Source organism: Thalassotalea mangrovi (genome assembly GCF_005116735.1).
GTDB classification, from domain to species: Bacteria; Pseudomonadota; Gammaproteobacteria; order Enterobacterales; family Alteromonadaceae; genus Thalassotalea_A; species Thalassotalea_A mangrovi.
This window is the reverse complement of record NZ_SWDB01000021.1, coordinates 105924-123993: the sequence shown is the minus strand read 5'-3', so window position 1 is coordinate 123993 and position 18070 is coordinate 105924. Positions and strand designations below refer to the sequence as shown.

Genomic DNA, 18070 nt, shown 5'->3' with positions numbered 1-18070 from the left:
GCATAATTTTTAAGTATATAAAGATAAGAATGCTAGCCCGTACTTGGCAATTACCTTTACATGATGCTCTGCCACTGCACGCCGATGATATAGATGTGCTTCTTAGTGCACAGGCGTTTCGTCAGCGTTTACTGCAGTTGATTAAGCAGGCCAAATCGCGTATCTACCTGACCGCACTGTATTTACAGGACGACGAAGCAGGCCGACAGATTGTCGATGCCCTGATCGCTGCAAAACAGAAAAACCCGCAACTCATTATTCGTATTTTTGTTGATTTTCACCGTGCCCAGCGGGGCCTGATTGGTGAAAAAAAGTCGTTAGGCAATCGCCAGTTGTACCTGGATCTGCAACAACAATATCCGGATTTGCTGGAAATTTACGGCGTACCGGTTAAACAAAAAGAGCTCCTTGGCGTGTTACACCTCAAGGGATTTGTCATTGATGACACGGTATTGTATAGCGGTGCCAGTTTAAATAATGTTTATCTGCACGTCGGCGATAAGTATCGTTGCGATCGTTATCATCAAATTCATCAGCCGGGACTTGCTAATAGTTTTGTCGATTATCTGCAGACTAACTTTATCCAGTCCGGACTGGCGCCGCGTCTTGATAAACCAGGAAACCTGGATAAAAAGCAACAGAAAAACTCGGTAAAACAGTTAAAAAGCCTGTTACGCCGCTCTCGATATCATGTCGAGAGCCCGAATACGGAAACGGCGCCAATCCAGGTTCAACCGTTAATTGGATTTGGTAAACAGGGTAATAGTCTCAACCTGGCAGCCCGCAACATGGTAAAAGCGGCTGAACAGCAATTAGTTATATTCACCCCGTATTTCAATTTTCCTAAGCCATTGGCAGCAGATTTACGCCGTGCCCTGAAGCGAGGCATAGAGGTTACTATCGTTGTCGGCGATAAAAAGGCCAATGACTTTTACATTGCCGATGAAGATAAATTTTCCACCATTGGTATCGTCCCATACCTATACGAAGTCTTGCTGTCGCGCTTTACCAGGCGCAATCAAAAATATATCGATAACGGCCAGCTAAATATTCAGCTGTGGTATCACGACGCCAACAGTTTTCACCTAAAAGGCATGGTTAGTGACGATAAATATCATCTGTTGACGGGCAGTAATATGAATCCAAGGGCCTGGAACCTGGATATTGAGAATGGCTTGTTCATTACCGATGAGCATCAGCAACTGCAGGAAAAATGGCACCAGGAGCTGGAAGCTATTTTGACTAATACCACCCGGGTGCGTCACTTTCAGGAGATTGAAACCAGTAAAGATTATCCACCCAAGGTGCGGGAATTACTGCGTCGAATTCAGTTGACCAGCTTTGATCGCCTGCTTAAGCGGTTCCTTTAATTGGGTTGGTGATAAGTTTTGAGGTTTAAGCAGTCGTAACAATATGATTGATATTAAATCAGGGAAGATTGAAAGCTGGAGCGAGGCGTTAGCCAGAGTTATCAATAAAGACTACAGTGCTGATGCAATCGCCGACCTGTTAAGGTCTGTCGAGTCACTGCTAGCGGGTAAAAGTGGGATGATTACGCTTTACTCGAAATCAAACCGACCAAAAACCACGCATCATCGCCTGTTGGCGGATGAAGACCCGGATTTCCACATTCATACCTACGAAAATGGCGCCTACCTGCTTGACCCGTTTTATCGAAAAGCTATGGAAGACCGCCTCGAAGGCGCTTTCACCCTCAAGGATGTGGCACCTGAGGGATTTGAACATTCGGAGTATTATTCGGTCTTTTATAAAAACTGTGGCTTTGAAAATGAGCTGTGCCTGATTTTTCAATTAGAGCAGGATTATTTTGTTAGCCTTTCTGTGGTTAAACATAACAAAGGGGAGCTGTTTGCGGCGCCGGATATCGCCCTGATTCGCTGTATTTTCCCAATCCTGAAAAGCGTTATTAATCGCTTTGTCATCAACTATGTCAATGCCATTGATACCAGCTTTGAAAATCACCTGGATAACGCCCTCGAAGCCTTTGGTACCTCGTTATTGACGCCAAAAGAATGTGAAATCCTGCACTTTGTGCTGCGTGGCTATGCCAATAAATGCATTGCCGGGAAGATGGATAACAGTGCCGAAACGATCAAACATCATCGTAAAAACATTTATCTGAAATTAGACGTATCTTCTCAGTCGGAATTATTTTATTTATTTATCGCTGCCCTCAAAGCCCTGCCGGAGGGGAGTAAACAGGATCCGTTGATTTATATCTGATATCCTTTTAACTAATATCCCCTGTTAAGGGGATGTAAATCCACAGCAAACTTTGAAATATTGTCATTACCGATATTTACAGTTGCCCGTAAGAGGGGAAAGCTCCCCTTCATAATCAATACTAACAAGCGGGCAATGTTAAGGAACATGGTATGCAATCCTTTTCAAAGCTTTTCATTAACGGTCAGTGGCTCGGTTCCCGTTCCGATGCCACTATCGAGGTCATCAATCCAGCAACCGGCGAAATCTGCGCTTGTGTTCCCGCGGCCAATGGCGAGGACGTAAACCTGGCAGTGAGTGCCGCAAAACAAGCTTTTCCTGACTGGTCTGCAACCAGTGCCGGACAGCGGCGTGAATATATCCTGGCGATTGCCGATGAAATGCAACGCCGTTTCGATGACCTGGTGATCGCGATTTCCGATACTATGGGTTGTCCTCGCGAACTAGCCAAAGACATTCAGGTTCAGGGTTCCATTGATGCCTTTCGCGCATTTGCCGATTACACCGATTTTGTCGACGCTGTCAGCGAAGAAAACGGCATCGTCCAATGCCGTGCAGCGATTGGTGTCTGCGTATTGATCAATCCCTGGAATTATCCATTATCGCAACTGGTGGGGAAATTAGGGCCGGCACTGGCAACCGGCTGCACCGTGGTTGTTAAACCAGCCGAGCAAACGCCATTACAAGACTTGATCATGGCCGAAATAATCGAAAAAGTCGGTTTGCCCAACGGGGTGTTTAACCTGATCACCGGCTATGGTCATAAAATTGGTGAAATCCTGTGCGCGCATCCCCTGGTTGATATGGTTTCTTTTACGGGCTCGACCGCTGCCGGCATCAAAGTCGCGGAAGCGGCAGCGGGCACAGTGAAACGCGTCTGCCAGGAATTAGGCGGAAAATCACCCTATATCATCACTGAAGACGCCGATTTAGAGGCGGCGGTCCGCTATGGTGTAGAAGATGTGATGTTAAACAGCGGCCAGACCTGCTGTGCCCTGACCCGAATGCTGGTACAGAAAAATCTATATCAGCAGGCTGTTGCCCTGGCAAAACAAGTGGCAGAGGAGAATGTGGTGGGTAGTCCTATTGCCATCGATACTAGTATCGGACCACTAAGTTCGCATCTGCAACAACAGCGTGTCCGCGACTATATTCAGATGGGTATCGACGAAGGCGCTACCCTGGTTACTGGCGGGAACGAGGTACCACAAGAGTTGTCTCAAGGCGCTTATGTCATGCCAACCATATTTGCGGATGTCAGCAATGATATGCGGATCGCCCAGGAAGAAATCTTTGGTCCGGTACTTTGTTTGATCGCTTATGACGATATTAATGATGCCATCGCCATTGCCAACGATACGCCTTATGGTTTGTCTTCGGCGGTGTACGCTAAAGATGCGACAGGAGCGATAAAAATAGCCAGGCAAATCCGCGCCGGGCAGTGTTATATTCAGGGTAGCTACTTCAATACATCAGCACCGTTTGGCGGCTTTAAACAGTCAGGCAATGGTCGCGAATGGGGCGAGGAAGGGCTACGCGAATTTATTGAAATTCAATCCATTATTGCTGAGTAGGAGAAGGGAATGGCTACTCAACATCGTCACGAAAAGACGCTGGGCAAGCGTGATATCTTTTTATTCTGTGTATCAGCGGTATTGCTGTTGGATACGCTGGCTGCCGGCGCCGTTATGGGCCCAACCGTCATATTCTGGTGGATTTTACTGACCATCATTTTTTTGTTGCCGTTTGGGGCTATAAGCACTGAACTAGGGTCTGCGTACCCAGAGCAGGGCGGAATTTACGCTTGGGTGAAAAGGGCCTATGGACAACGCATGGCCTCCAGGATCAGCTGGTACTACTGGGCTAACGTAGCGGTGTGGGTACCAGCGATTTTTATCCTGTTCGCCGGCATCTTCTCGCAACTGTTTTTCCCAGAATTGGCCCTCAAGTATCAGATTGCCATTGGCCTGTTGTTAATCTGGTTAACGGTGCTGGTCAATGTGGTCGCCCTGAACATAGGTAAATGGATACCCAATATCGGTGCCAGCTTTAAAATTATTATTTTCGCCATCTTAATCATAGGTGGCATCTCCTATGGGCTTGAACATGGTGTTGCCAATGAATTTTCGTGGTCGACTATTATTCCAAGCCGTGAGAATGGCGGCTTCAGCCTGCAATATTTGCCCGCTGTTGTGTATGGCATGCTCGGGTTCGAGCTGGCAAGTGCCAGTAGTGCCGAAATGAAAAACCCTAGCCGGGACTTACCCAAAGCGGTGTTTAGCTCCATTGCCGTGGTCGTTACTGCCTATGTGCTTGCCACATCGGCAATATTGATCGCAATGCCAGCCGAAAACGTTGATGTCGTCGATGGACTCATTGTCACCCTGTCGCAGTTTTTTGGCGGTACGCCTGCCGGCGATGCATTGGTGCTCGCCCTGGGTATCGGTGCCTTATATACGTTTTTCTCTAACGGTACGACCTGGTCCATGGGGGCTAACCGTGCGGCGGCCGAGGCGGCAATTGATCACGAATTGCCAAAAGTGTTTGCCCGTGAATCTAAGCACGGCACGCCGTTAGGAGCGGCGGTTTTACTGGGTATTGCTGCCTCGGTGTTACTACTGTTATATGGCATGCTAGCGGCAAGCAATGAAGATTTGTTCTGGTCGTTGTTTGCGTTTAGTGGGGTCATCTTTATCTTGCCTTATGTGGCGATGTGTACTGCCTTTATTAAAATCCGCGAAACCCATATTGGTACCACCGGCCGAATCGCCGAGGACGGTACCTTTCGATTCCCGGGTAGTCCGGGTTTCGTAAAAGCCTGTGCGTATCTGTGTGCCACCGTACTATCGCTGACCATTTTACTGTTCATTTACGTGCCCGGTGAAGGCATGGTCTGGGAGGTGTTATGGGGTTCCATCGCGGTAATTGTTATTGGCGAAGTGATCATTAGCCGTAATCACAAGGCAGCCAACACCGACACCCTGAAGAGTAATGGTTAATCATCATGCTCGCGGTAACCCCTTATCACTGCAGGTTAGCAGGCAATAGCGATACTGCGGTGATAAGGGTGAGTTACCCGTTTATCAACCCAGAACTTACATGGGCTGGGTAGAGACCGCTTGCGGCTCACTTTTAAAATGAATTAAAAATCGTTACGCCAATGTCAAAGGTACAGCAAAAGTCCCTCCGGGTAAGCCTCTGATATAGTTGACGAAACTGAACAATATAATGGAGTGTAAGAATGCCGAATAATGCAGAGCAGGCTTTACAGCAGACCCGTTTTTTTCCTTATTGGCTGGATAACCCTGACCGCCCGGCGGCAGAACCAGCACTGACCAGCGATCTTGATACGGATCTGTTGATTGTTGGTAGTGGCTTTACCGGACTTTGGACGGCAATACAGGCAAAAGAGCAAAATTCGCAACGCCAGGTGGTAGTGATTGAAGCAAACACCGCGGCTATTGGTGCGTCTGGGCGTCCGGGGGCGATCTTATCAACGTCACTGATGCATGGCATGGAAAATTCGAATCGCTTGTTTGCCAGCGAGATGGAAGAGTTGGAACGATTAGGTAAAGAGAACATGGATCAGTTCCGGGAAACCATCGAGAAATACAACATCGATTGCGATATCGAGTGGAGCGGCGAGCTGACGGTTGCGGTTGGCAAACATGGTATCCAGGACATCGAAACCGAACATGAGTTGTATGTAAAGTTTGGTCACGATGCTCATTTGCTGTCACAACAGCAAGTGAAGGCGGAAATCAATTCCCCGCTGTTTGCAGGTGGCTTGTGGTCGAAGCAGCGCTCCGGAACAGTACATCCAGCCAAGTTAGCCTGGGGCCTGAAACGCGTTGCGCAACAACTTGGCGTTACCTTTTATGAACATACGCCGATGCAACACAGTAAATTAAAAGCCGGCAAGGTAGTAGTGCAAACTCCAAAAGCGAATATCAGGGCAAACAAGGTGATCCTGGCGACCAATGCCTTTACCAAACATAAGAAAAAAATCGCCTCCCGGGTAGCGGCGATTCGCGATCGTATTGTGGTAACGGAGCCCTTATCGGATGCACAACTGCAAGCGCTGGGCTGGCGTAACCGACAGGGCATTTACGATACCAGGACGCAACTCAACTACATGCGCTTGACTGCTGACAACCGGGTCCTGTTCGGTGGCCGTTTGGGTTACTTTTTTAACAATAATACCGATCCGCAATATGACAAAACTGCAGAGCCTTATGTGCGATTGGTGCAAGCCTTATACCGTACCCTGCCCGTATTGCAGGGGATTAAAATTTCCCATGCCTGGAGTGGCCCCATTGCCTTGACAACCCGTATGGCGGTGCATTATCAGCACTATCATGGTGGCAAAATGTTATTTGCCGGTGGCTATTCAGGTTTTGGAGTAACCGCCAGTCGGTTTGCCGCGCGGGTGGCGTTAGCGATTGTCGATGATGTCGATATTCCTGAACGCCAGCTGGAATTTGCCAAAACCCTACCGAGCTGGTTACCGCCAGAGCCATTTCGCTGGATCGGCGCGAAAATCACTATGTATGCACTGGATACCTGTGATGAAAAAGGCGGCTGGCGCATTCCTTGGCTAAATATGGTGGAAGCCATGGGTTTCCCGTTAAAACCTTAATTTATTTTATGTTGCCGATAAACCTAGTACTCAATTTGAGTTGCTCGGCGACCTGTTAAAAATCGGAGAATAATAATGAAATCATTTAGTTACCAGAGGCGTAAGGAAGGTGGTGGTACAAGTCGCCTGGATCGCTGGGGAATGAATTCAGAGTACGGCGTATTAAAAGATGTCTTAATAGGCCCGATGGATAATTACAGTTGGCAGACAGGGAATGCCATGTCCCGGCGGTCGATGCGCCTTGGCCGCCAGTTTGATAAAAATATCGCCAGGCAACAGTACAACGAAATGCTGGATGCATACCGCACTGCAGGGGTTACCCCGCATTTATTAAATCAGGACCCAAACTTGCCGTATCAGTTGTATGCTCGCGATTCATCGGTGATGACCCCCTGGGGACCCGTTGTTACCCAAATGTATAGCCCGTGGCGACGTGGCGAGTGGGCAGAAATTGTTAAGTTTTATCAGGGCATGGATATTCCGTTATATGACATCATCACGGCCGGTACGTTTGAAGGCGGCGATTTCATGGTGTTGGAGCCGGGCGCGATTCTCTGCGGTTATAGTGGTGAGCGCACCAGCGAAGCAGGTTTGAAGCAAATGCAGGCCTGGGTTGAGGCAGAAGGTTGGGAGTTTAAAAGCTACCAGTTTGATCCTTATTTTCTTCACCTCGACGTCAAGGTTGCCATGCTCTCGGAAAAACTGGCGGCGGTATGTACTCAGGCAGTTGAAGATGAACTGCTTGACTGGATTAAGGCCAGAAACATTGAAATCATCGATATTTCTTATCGCAGCGTCCTCGAACTCGGGGTAAATGTCGTTGCCCTTGGCAATGACAGGGTGCTGATTCCCGCACAAAGTACTGAGTTAATCGATAAATGCAGGGCCCATGGCCTCGAGGTGTTCGCGCCGGATATGTCGATGTTTACCTCAGGTGGTGGCGGGGTTCACTGTATGTGCCAGCCGTTAAGCCGGGAAGATGCGTAATGAGTACTTCGATAAGCCAGGATCCTATTGAAGATAACCAGTCAAGGCTCTCGATTAATGGCGAGCGTTTGTGGCAATCGCTAATGCTGATGGCAAAAATCGGTGCGACCGACAAAGGAGGTTGTAATCGTCAGGCCCTGACCGAGTTGGATAAACAAGGCCGCGAGCTGTTTATTACCTGGTGTGAACAGGCCGGTTGTGAGACTCGATACGATGAGATGGGCAATTTATTTGTCCGGCGCCCGGGACGTGAAAACACCTTGCCGCCGGTACTGACCGGCAGCCATCTTGATACCCAGCCTACTGGCGGAAAATTTGATGGGGTATACGGGGTACTTGCTGGATTGGAAGTGATTCGCACCTTAAATGACTTAAACATTGAGACGCTACATCCTTTGGAGGTGGTTGCCTGGACTAATGAGGAAGGGGCGCGGTTTTCACCGGCGATGATTGGCTCCGGCGTCTGGAGTGGTGAATTTACCTTGGATTACGGTTGGAGCCGAACCGATAAGCAGGGCATTTCCATTAAAGATGAGCTAGTTAATCACAATATGCTCGGCGCCGCTAAGTGCCAGGCATTTGCGGTAAAAGCCGCATTTGAATTGCACATCGAACAGGGGCCGATCCTGGAAAATGAAGCGTTACAGATTGGCATTGTCCAGGGTGTACAGGGGATGCGCTGGTATGATTTAACCATTACTGGTAAACCGGTGCATGCCGGGCCGACACCGATGGAACAACGCCAGGATCCATTTATGGGATTGGCGGACATTAGTAAACGCCTGTATCAGCTTGCTGAGCAATATGCTCCCTGGTCGCGAGTGACATTTGGCGATATTAAAGCACTGCCTGGTTCTCGAAATACGGTGCCAGAACAACTGGTTCTGGCGGTTGACCTGCGCCACCCGGAACAGGCGGTATTGGAGCAAATGGATCTCCAGTTCCGGCAAATCGTTGCTGAGGTTTGCGAGCAGTATCAACTGATTGGCGAGATTCGCGATGAATGGAACTCCCCGGCGGTGAGCTTTGATAAGGCCTGCGTCAATGCCGTAACCAATGCGGTTGCCCAACTGGGTTACTCAGCAAAAACTATGTTCAGTGGTGCCGGCCATGATTCGGTATATGTGTCGAGAGTTGCACCGACGTCTATGATATTTATCCCCTGTGAAGGTGGTATTAGTCACAATGAAGCGGAAAATGCCACACCTCAAGATATTACTGCGGGCGCCAATGTGTTGTTAGCGGCGATGGTTGAGATGGCGGAAATTTAAGTCGGGTTGAGGGTGAGGACTGCGTCCAACACCCTCAGCACGTATCGCAAGCGATAATCTGAGTACGTATCGCAAGCGATACTTCGAGCACGTGACGGAAAACCTCACTCCGAGCACACAATCAAAGATTGTTCCTAGCACGCGACAAAAACGTCGCTCCGAGTTAAAAGCAAATCAAAATCGTCATACCGTGAAACTACACGGTATCTTGAACGAAGTCCGAGTGACTCTTAAGTGCCACTTACAGCCCGTTAGCAATTGCTAATGTACGCTGATTGACGCGTTTGTTAAATGCTTACTTCGCAGCACTATTTAACACCCAGAAACCAATTGGCCAAGCGGCTAATAAAGAGTAAGTAATTAGGTTTGCGTTGCGCACCTTACCCCTGACGCTAAGCGATGGTAGTGTTTTATTGAGTTTTTTTGAAACAAAATACTCTGACCACCATGACGTGAAGAAGAACGGGATTAACAACACGATACCTGCAGCAGGAATCATCCAGCTCAAATCTTCTTCATACGGTATCAACCAAGGAGCCTGCCATGTAACTGCTAACACTTTACCCATGACCGAGTTAATTCCGTATGCGCCACCGCCGCCAGTGAGCACTTGAACCACAACAAGTAGAAACCACGTAAGAGGAATACCAATAATGGTTGAGACTACATTAGAAATGCTTGCCGTTTTTAAAGATTGACCAAGGGGCAGCTCCAAGCCCTTTGATATATAAAGTGTTTCGATAGCTATTATCGGCACTAGCGACATTAAAAATGCAGGCATAGCCAAAAACAGCATTGGTACACCTGCATTAGCGTAGGCAATACACGGAACTACCAATGCAAAAGTAGTTAATATAACTTTTTTGGATATATGCACGATTCCCTCTTGGCATTTAACGAGCTAATTGCACGTTTTTCTAACTATGCAAGCAAATCACTTTAAGTGGATAGATAAAAAAGTGGATGAGCGTCCGTTGCTCGCTCTAAAAAGACATTAATCTTTTCAATCTATTACCGTCAAATTTGTTCCACGAGCACCCTACAAGCATTGCTCATATACGCTTATTCCTGGGTTGTTGACACTCACACCTAAACGCTGATAACACTTGGCTATACCTTTAGCCAGGTAAGCTTTAGCAGTCCCTTCACCTTATGGGTTTGTTATGCACAATTACGATTTTTGATATCCCGTTACCTTGACTAGTTTGTCATTTGAATCAAATAGGTAGGTGACAATTATTCCCTCTTCAGTTTCATACAAAAAGACATAACGACCATCGGGATTAAAATCCTCATGATTCGGTTTACCCATACAGCCTTTTATCTGCATCGATGTAGCAACCCCGACCTCAAATTTTGTGATGTTTTTAGGGCAATTGAAACTAGTTTGCTTTATTTCAAAATCAGCGCCCCCTAAACCAGCTTCACGAAATGTTATTAAAAACTCCTGTTTCTTTTCAGGTGATTTCACGATCCACATTTCTCGCCATGAGCGCGAACCAATCTCACCAACAGGTTGCTGAATTACAAATTTTAAAACTTCACTATCAGAGATAGATTCTCCAATTAAATCCTCTAGACCAGATGTAGTATCTGCAATTAACTTTTGATTTGCTAAAGAGCCTTCTGCTGCTGCTCCTGGTTTTATTTGCGAAACAGGTTTCAACACATCATGGGATTTAAAACCCGTACACAGCAAAACAGCAATGGTTAAGATTAATTTGTAATTCATTTTTAACTCCTTTTAACGTGACAAATTTGATATTGAAGTTAACTGTTATTTCTTTTATCGGCAATTGAGTGACCGCTGCTCGCTCTCCACGGCCGCATGACCTCTCTTCTTGATGATTTCATTAAACTATTTTCGAGTGCTCATCTTACCCAATGCGATTAAGATAAAGCCCAAGGTTAATGCGGGAAACTTTAAATCAGATATGCTAAATGCCTCAGCAGGCACTGTTTTAATATAATAATCACCTGGAGCTGAGAATATCCAAAATAAAGGGATATAATTAATGAGAAACATTATCATAGAAAAAGCAATAAATAGGCTTCCTAAAATTAACCAACCCCTTTTCAATTGTTTAACCCTCAGCGCTGTGTAGTTGAACGCTCTGTATGCGTCTCAGTGAGCTCCATCTTATGGAAATCTGAACGACCGTAGATCGACTTAGCGGCCTGCCATGATTTGTTTATTTAATTGTTCAAACTGTTCCATCAACTTATCACAGGGCTCTTTTTCTGCCTGGCATAACGCGCTCATCCTTACATAGATGTGCTTGTCTTTTTCCAAAATAGTTCTTTTGACTGCCGCAGGGTGCGCTTCGTGACTTTCGGGAGTAAATGACCAGAGCACAAAATTACCATCTTCTTTGTCCTCAATGATAGTCCAGCCCCCTTGAACGCTGAGCTTCGTATCGGGCTTTTCTTTCAATGCTGTTAGCGCTGCATCCACAGTGCCGTATCCTATTGCACTTTCCTCTTTTGCATGTGATGAAGTAGCAATAATCAATAACAGTAGAAAAGATTTAATTCTCATTATTTTATCGTCCTTGAATTAATTTTGAATGACTGTAGCTCGCTCTTAACCGCCAGTGAGCCCCAAAAATATGCTCAATGGTTTAACTCTGATTCTTAATTTTCGGCATTTGTATTTGAACGATAATAAATGCAATCATTAGAGGGAGAAATGCTAACCAAGACAATTGCTCAATAACCCAAAACCAAATAAACCAGCTTTGACAAATAAGCATCATCACTAGTTTTGTACTTCGATTGAACAACATTAAGCTACCCATGGCGCCCAATGGTAACCCAAATCCAAGCATCCCAAAAAGCACAAAGAAGCGGGGTAGAGTTTCGAAAGTGATTCCTTTGAATGAGTAATAGAATTCGAGACCGTAGCTAAACAACAAAGGGCTTAGGAACAGAACAGTCCAAACGGTATTCCATCTTGCATTACTATCGTGCAGTTCGTGTGCTTTATTTTTCTCTTGAAGCTTGCTCAACACATCCATATTTTTATTCATTCTTCTCAAGTAAATGAACGTCTCTAGATCGCTCACAGCAACCTGTGAGCGATAAGCAATCATCTGTTATTTTTCAGCAGCCTGTTTTGCTTCAGCGACGATTTCACGTACATCGGCAAGTAACTGTTTTGCATCATAAACGATACCGTCTTTGACGGTATACACCACACCGCCAACGCGAGTTGGTTGGTTTTCATCGTTCAGGCGGAAATGGCCGGTACCGTATAGCACCTTAAAGTTACGTAACGGGTTTTCTTTAACGATGACCATATCGGCTTTTTTACCGACCCGCAGCGAGCCAATCTCTTGTTCCATACCCAGGGCCTCAGCGCCGTTATAGGAGGCGCTTTTTATCACTTCCAACGCGTTAAAACCGGCTTCACGTAACAGTTCTAACTCACGAATATAACCAAAACCATAGATTTTGAAGATATAGCCGGAGTCGGAACCTGTGGTGACGCGACCGCCATGATTTTTATAATCATTGAGAAAGGTCATCCAATGTCGGAAGTTTTGTTTCCAGGCGATTTCATCATCGGTGGTCCAGTCAAACCAGTAACTGCCATGAGCGTAACGGGAAGGTTGGAAAAAGTCCCACAGGGTCGGCAAGGTATATTGCTGATGCCAGTCGGCGTTCATCTCACGCATCAAATCACGACTGGCTTCATAAATGGTCATGGTTGGATTGAGGGTAAAATCCAGTTCGATTAATTCATCACGAACCGCATTCCAGTGTTCACTGCCAGGTTTTGCTGCCTGCGCCCACAAGCGGCCAGCTTCACCAAACCGATCCATTTCATTATTGTAGTTATATTCCGGTGAGTAATTTTGGATAGTCTGGTTTTCAAAAAGCGCTTCCGGCAAACCATACCAATGCTCCATGGTGGTCAGGCCCATGCGCGCTGAATCGAGCACATTCATTCTCGCGACTTCAAGCTGAGCGTGATGCATCATGCTACCGAGCCCTGATTTTTCCGCCTGACTTAATGCCGCTTCCATGATTGCCGGTTCTGCACCAAAGAACTTAATTCCCTTGGCACCATCGCGGGCAATCTTTTTAACCCACTTGGTTGCCTGCTGCGGGGTGGAAATAGGCTCGTCATTACCCATGCCAAACCCGACGTAAGGAATAATTCTCGGTGCGGCAATGGTATTTTCCTGCGATCGTTTAACGTGATCTAATACCCAGTCCAGGCCATTAAAGCTGCCGGGTTCACGCACCGTGGTTATGCCATGAGCCAGCCATAATTTAAATACATATTCGGCGGGAATCTCATCGGCGCTGCCACCGATGTGACCGTGCATATCGACAAAACCCGGGAGAATATAATGTCCGCTGACATCCAGTTCTTTATCGCCGGGCTTTGCCTCCGGTCGACGTTCAGGCTTGATTGGCACCCCCGGATTACCAACACTTACCATGGATACGATGCGATCATTTTCGATAACAATATCCATCGGTCCCTGAGCTGGTGCGCCTTCACCGGTAATCACATTGGCGCCGCGTAAAATCAGACGCTTATATGGACCTTCGCCCCGGTCTCGCTCTGGAGCCTTCTCTGGAGCAGCGATGGTCGGCAAACTCAGGACACTACACAAGAATGCACAGAGTATGGAGTATGTTGCGAATAATGTTCTTATTTTCATTGCCTTGCTTTCTTATTGTTGGGTATAGATGCGTTCCGCCGGGTTAAACAGCATCCAAGAAGTTAATACATATTTATCATTGGATACCGGGATGTTGCCTCTGTGAGTATGGGTAAAGCCACAGGGGGCGATGACCATAGTGCCGGCCTTAGGTCGAATGCTTTTATTCTGATAGTAAAAATCGGTCTCACCACCTTCTTCTACATCATTAAGATAAATCAGGAACAATAAGGTGCGATGCAGAGCCATATTGCCATTGAGTTGTGGATAAATTTCCGAATGCCAGTAGCCATAGTTACCAACGCCTTTGTCATACTTTTGCGCATTGATCGGGGCTAGCTGGAATAAGTAGCGAATCAGGTTCATCAGATTCGGTTTACCCACTTCGTCAAAATTATCAGCGGTTAACTGCACCGGTTTGCCGGTTGCCGGATGATTAACGGTAAGCGATATACCGCTAATCAGGGCAAAGAAATATTTTTCCAGATAGGTGTGAATGTGGCTGGTGGTTGTCTGTAAAATAGTCTGCAGCGAATCCTTAAACTCAGGATGTTTATTCAGGTAAATATCAGAGCTGATTTTTTTGCTGGTATCTACGCCACCACCGGTAATGCCGGCTACCTGATGCGGGCTTTGTTCAAATTGCTGGATAAATTGCTGGCAGAATTCTTTCGACAGGGCGTTTTCATATACTTCAATAAAATCGGTCACGGTTATTTTTTTACTTGGCAAATCGTAGCCCTACTATGCAATAATTTCGCTCATAATGCCTTACTAATTTGAGAAATAAATCATGTTCAGTGATGAATTCTATCCTCGCTTCAGCGATACCGATGCCTTGGGGCACATCAACAATACCTGTATCCCGGTATGGTTCGAAGGTGCCCGGGAAGGGGTTTTTAAATTATTTACCCCGGACCTTGACCTGCAAAACTGGCCGCTCATCCTGGCCAAAATCGATGTCCACTTTCATGCGCAAATATACTACGGCGAGAAAGTCGAGATCCGCACCTTTGTGTCCCGGATTGGAAATTCGTCATTTGATGTCTATCAGGAGGTCTGGCAACAAGGCGAATGCAAAGCCAGTGGCACCGCAGTGATGGTGCACTTTTGTTATCAGAAACAAGGTGCTGTGGCAATCGACGACAATTTAAAGCAAATCTTGTTAAGTCATGCCCCAACTCATCAGAAAAACTCCTGATAAGCAGGTGATTCTGATAAGCCTGGCATGTTAAACTAGCTTCTTTTTGTGAGGTGAGGTGGTATTACTTTGCCTCAGGTATCATCAATTAGAAAAATCCGTACCCAGTATATGAATCAAGATGCACTAAATCCTGTTGAGAAAAAAGCGGCGTTGTCATTGGCGGGTGTTTTTGGCCTGCGGATGATTGGCCTGTTTATGATTCTGCCAATTTTTGCCATATACGGTGCTGAGCTGCAGGGCTTTAACGCCTTATGGCTTGGACTCGCCATCGGTGCATACGGATTCACTCAGGCTTTACTACAGATCCCGATGGGTATCTTGTCCGATAAATTTGGTCGTAAGCCGGTTATCTACATGGGACTGGCGATTTTCTGTATTGGCAGTGTGGTCGCTGCTATGTCTGATACAGTGTATGGCGTAGTCCTGGGTCGGGCCTTACAGGGCATGGGAGCAATAGCCAGTGCGGTGATGGCATTGGCTGCTGATTTATCCCGGGAGGATCAGCGACCAAAAGTGATGGCGACGATTGGCATGTTTATCGGTGTGTCGTTTGCACTGGCCATGGTACTTGGCCCGGTTATTGCCGATAGTTTTGCACTGTCCGGCGTATTTTGGGTAACCGCGATACTCGCGCTGCTGGGTATGTTAGTGATTAAGTTTATCGTTCCGGATGCCATTAATGTTGCTCCTAAAGGGGATAATGTTGCGGTACCCGCCAAGCTGAAAATGATGCTGGCAAACCCACAGCTGATGCGCCTGAACGTTGGCGTATTCAGTCTGCACCTGGCCTTAACGGCGATGTTTGTGTCATTACCGGCAATGTTGGTCAATTTAGACTTTGCCGCCGAAAAACACTGGCAACTGTATTTACCATCGATGTTAGGTGCTTTTGTTCTTATGGTGCCATTTATGATCTGGGCCATTAAGAAGGACAAAGAAAAACTGGTTTTTTGTGCTGCCATTATCCTGTTAACGGCTAGTGCCCTGGCACTATGGGGCTTTCAACAAAGCCTTAGCGCATTAGTAATCACCGTGGTTCTGTTTTTCGTGGCGTTTAACTACCTGGAAGCGACGATGCCATCGACCCTGTCTCGCATTGCCCCTGCCGGAGAGAAGGGCAGTGCTATGGGCATTTTCTCTACCAGTCAGTTTTTCGGTGCTTTTGTCGGTGGCCTTGCCGGCGGTGCGGTGCAAATGTATTACTCGAAATCCGGGGTGTTCTTGTTTGCCGCAGCAGTGTTGTTCGTTTGGTTTTTGCTGGCATTGACCATGAAAATGCCTGCTAAGGCGAAGAACGTCAGCTTTAATATCCGTTTTTCTGATGAAGAGCATGCCCGTGAAGTGGCCCAGAAACTTATGGCAACACCAGGCGTGCTTGAGTCTACGATTGTCTATTCGGAATCGGTGGCGTATCTGAAAATTGATGAGAAGCTTGCGGATGTGAGTGCCATTAAAGCCCAGTTCTCATAACGCCATTATTCGAGGGCGATTATTTCAAAACTCTGCTGGCGATTAGGTAATTGAACCGTATCGCCAACTCCCAACTCAAGTAGTTCTTCGCCAAGCGGGCTTTGCGGACTGATGGCGATAATCGTTTTGTTACCGGCAGACAGGGTTTCACCACCACTGAATGGACACAGGAAATACAATGTCGGTGTGCCATCGAGTTGCACGATTGCTCCCGCGCCAATCTCATCGTCTTCTTTAAAATGTGCTGGCGAGAAAGCTTTTAGCCCCTGAACTTTGCTTTTCAGTTCAGCAATTCGTTTGGATTGCCCTAAAGCCAGATATGAAGCTTCTAAGCCCAGGGTGTCGTACTGATTCTCAGCAACACTTTGGTCATCAATTGCCGCGGCATGGGCAGCCTGAAGGGCTTGTTCTGCTTCTTCTAAGTTGTTTTCGGCTAAGGCAATAAGCTTATCTATCAGGACCTGTTTGTTCATTCTCAATGGATTTCATTACATAGGGAATTGGTAAATTTTACAGGAAATTAGCAAAGCTTGTTGTTAAAATGCTAGCCCTTCAAGGGTAAGCCTATTTTAGTGATTGCTTTCAACTATCCTTATTAGACTTACTCATCATCGACATATGCCGTTCCCGCTGGGATTTGAGGAAATGATAAATGCAGGCAGCCTTAGAAATTGCAGGCTTAAAAAAAACCTATAAAGGTGGTTTTCAGGCGCTTAAAGGTATCGATTTACAGGTACAGCAAGGTGACTTTTTCGCATTACTGGGGCCTAACGGCGCAGGAAAATCGACCACTATCGGCGTGATTACCTCCCTGGTCAATAAAACCGAAGGTAAGGTCCGGGTGTTTGGCCACGACATCGATGTGGAACTGGATAAAGCGAAAAGCTATCTCGGCCTGGTACCCCAGGAATTTAATTTCAATCAGTTTGAAGCACCGATGAAAATTCTCGTCAATCAGGCTGGTTATTATGGTGTTGAACGCAAAGTTGCTAAGCAACGGGCTGAGAAATATTTAAAGCAACTGGATCTATGGGAAAAGGCAGAGCAGCCATCGCGAAACCTGTCCGGGGGCATGAAACGCCGGTTAATGATTGCCCGGGCGCTGATGCATGAGCCGAAGGTACTGATCCTCGATGAACCGACCGCCGGTGTTGATATCGAACTGCGTCGCCACATGTGGAATTATCTGCGTGAGTTAAATGCCCAGGGCATCACCATTATTCTTACCACCCATTACCTGGAAGAAGCCGAAATGCTGTGCCGCAATATCGCCATTATTGATAAGGGCACGATCGTTGAAAATACCGATATGAAAACCCTGCTGGCTAAGTTGCACATTGAAACCTTTGTGCTTGATCTAAAGCCCGGCGCCGCCACGCCTGAACTGCAGGGGGTTGAATATCGTGTCGTCGATGACCATACCCTGGAAGTCGATATTGCCAAGTCCCAGAGCGTTAATGATGTCTTCACCCAACTTACCGAGCAGGGCATTGCGGTGCAGAGTATGCGAAACAAAGCAAACCGTCTGGAAGAGCTGTTTGTGACCTTAGTGTCCAATAATGACAAGGGAGCGCAATAA

General features: G+C 46.8%; 17 protein-coding genes. 10 read left to right on the top strand and 7 right to left on the bottom strand.

Annotated features, from left to right (window positions below):
* Positions 1 to 29 precede the first annotated feature (29 nt).
* The 7 genes from pssA to E8M12_RS09245 all read left to right on the top strand — a co-directional run bounded on the left by pssA (position 30) and on the right by E8M12_RS09245 (position 9141).
* On the top strand, positions 30 to 1370 hold the full coding sequence (gene pssA / locus E8M12_RS09275) for a CDP-diacylglycerol--serine O-phosphatidyltransferase (protein WP_136735865.1): 1341 nt from the start codon (positions 30 to 32) through the stop codon (positions 1368 to 1370).
* A gap of 43 nt (positions 1371 to 1413) precedes the next feature.
* The gene (locus tag E8M12_RS09270; protein WP_136735864.1) at positions 1414 to 2244 is read left to right on the top strand and encodes a helix-turn-helix domain-containing protein; all 831 of its coding nucleotides are present in this window, start codon (positions 1414 to 1416) and stop codon (positions 2242 to 2244) included.
* Between the two features lie 152 nt (positions 2245 to 2396).
* The gene (locus E8M12_RS09265) at positions 2397 to 3818 is read left to right on the top strand and encodes an aldehyde dehydrogenase family protein (RefSeq protein ID WP_136735863.1); all 1422 of its coding nucleotides are present in this window, start codon (positions 2397 to 2399) and stop codon (positions 3816 to 3818) included.
* A 9-nt stretch (positions 3819 to 3827) separates the two neighbouring features.
* Positions 3828 to 5243, top strand: coding sequence for an APC family permease (locus tag E8M12_RS09260; protein WP_136735862.1), 1416 nt, complete (start codon positions 3828 to 3830; stop codon positions 5241 to 5243).
* Between the two features lie 242 nt (positions 5244 to 5485).
* Positions 5486 to 6883: an NAD(P)/FAD-dependent oxidoreductase gene (locus E8M12_RS09255; protein WP_136735861.1), complete on the top strand. Its 1398-nt coding sequence runs from the start codon at positions 5486 to 5488 to the stop codon at positions 6881 to 6883.
* Positions 6884 to 6958: 75 nt separating this feature from the next.
* On the top strand, positions 6959 to 7870 hold the full coding sequence (locus E8M12_RS09250) for a dimethylarginine dimethylaminohydrolase family protein (RefSeq protein ID WP_136735860.1): 912 nt from the start codon (positions 6959 to 6961) through the stop codon (positions 7868 to 7870).
* On the top strand, positions 7870 to 9141 hold the full coding sequence (locus E8M12_RS09245) for a Zn-dependent hydrolase (protein ID WP_136735859.1): 1272 nt from the start codon (positions 7870 to 7872) through the stop codon (positions 9139 to 9141). The genes E8M12_RS09250 and E8M12_RS09245 overlap by 1 nt, the downstream gene beginning before the upstream one ends.
* A 295-nt stretch (positions 9142 to 9436) precedes the next feature.
* On the opposite strand, the gene E8M12_RS09240 is transcribed toward E8M12_RS09245, so the two are convergent.
* From E8M12_RS09240 to E8M12_RS09215, 6 genes are all read right to left on the bottom strand, one after another.
* Entirely contained in the window at positions 9437 to 10018 is a 582-nt protein-coding gene (locus tag E8M12_RS09240; RefSeq protein WP_136735858.1) for a hypothetical protein, read from the bottom strand.
* A gap of 294 nt (positions 10019 to 10312) precedes the next feature.
* Positions 10313 to 10873 carry a hypothetical protein gene (locus E8M12_RS09235; RefSeq protein ID WP_136735857.1) on the bottom strand — a complete coding sequence of 187 codons (561 nt, stop codon included), beginning with the start codon at positions 10871 to 10873 and terminating at the stop codon, positions 10313 to 10315.
* Between the two features lie 438 nt (positions 10874 to 11311).
* A complete protein-coding gene (locus tag E8M12_RS09230) occupies positions 11312 to 11680 on the bottom strand; it encodes a molecular chaperone DnaJ (RefSeq protein WP_136735856.1) in 369 nt (122 codons plus the stop codon).
* An 82-nt stretch (positions 11681 to 11762) separates the two neighbouring features.
* Complete coding sequence (locus E8M12_RS09225) at positions 11763 to 12170, bottom strand: hypothetical protein (protein WP_136735855.1); 408 nt, start codon at positions 12168 to 12170, stop codon at positions 11763 to 11765.
* Between the two features lie 66 nt (positions 12171 to 12236).
* Positions 12237 to 13817: an amidohydrolase family protein gene (locus E8M12_RS09220; RefSeq protein ID WP_136735854.1), complete on the bottom strand. Its 1581-nt coding sequence runs from the start codon at positions 13815 to 13817 to the stop codon at positions 12237 to 12239.
* A 12-nt stretch (positions 13818 to 13829) separates the two neighbouring features.
* Positions 13830 to 14528, bottom strand: coding sequence for a 2OG-Fe(II) oxygenase (locus E8M12_RS09215; RefSeq protein ID WP_136735907.1), 699 nt, complete (start codon positions 14526 to 14528; stop codon positions 13830 to 13832).
* An 82-nt stretch (positions 14529 to 14610) separates the two neighbouring features.
* On the opposite strand from E8M12_RS09215, the gene E8M12_RS09210 reads away from it, so the two are divergent.
* Together E8M12_RS09210 and E8M12_RS09205 are read left to right on the top strand one after the other, a co-directional pair.
* Entirely contained in the window at positions 14611 to 15018 is a 408-nt protein-coding gene (locus E8M12_RS09210; RefSeq protein ID WP_136735853.1) for an acyl-CoA thioesterase, read from the top strand.
* 111 nt (positions 15019 to 15129) lie between these two features.
* Complete coding sequence (locus E8M12_RS09205) at positions 15130 to 16491, top strand: MFS transporter (RefSeq protein ID WP_136735852.1); 1362 nt, start codon at positions 15130 to 15132, stop codon at positions 16489 to 16491.
* Positions 16492 to 16496: 5 nt separating this feature from the next.
* Here the strand turns inward: E8M12_RS09205 and E8M12_RS09200 are convergent, their stop codons facing one another.
* Positions 16497 to 16964: a GreA/GreB family elongation factor gene (locus tag E8M12_RS09200; protein ID WP_136735851.1), complete on the bottom strand. Its 468-nt coding sequence runs from the start codon at positions 16962 to 16964 to the stop codon at positions 16497 to 16499.
* 179 nt (positions 16965 to 17143) lie between these two features.
* Between E8M12_RS09200 and E8M12_RS09195 the strand changes: the two genes are divergently transcribed.
* Positions 17144 to 18070 carry an ABC transporter ATP-binding protein gene (locus E8M12_RS09195; protein WP_136735850.1) on the top strand — a complete coding sequence of 309 codons (927 nt, stop codon included), beginning with the start codon at positions 17144 to 17146 and terminating at the stop codon, positions 18068 to 18070.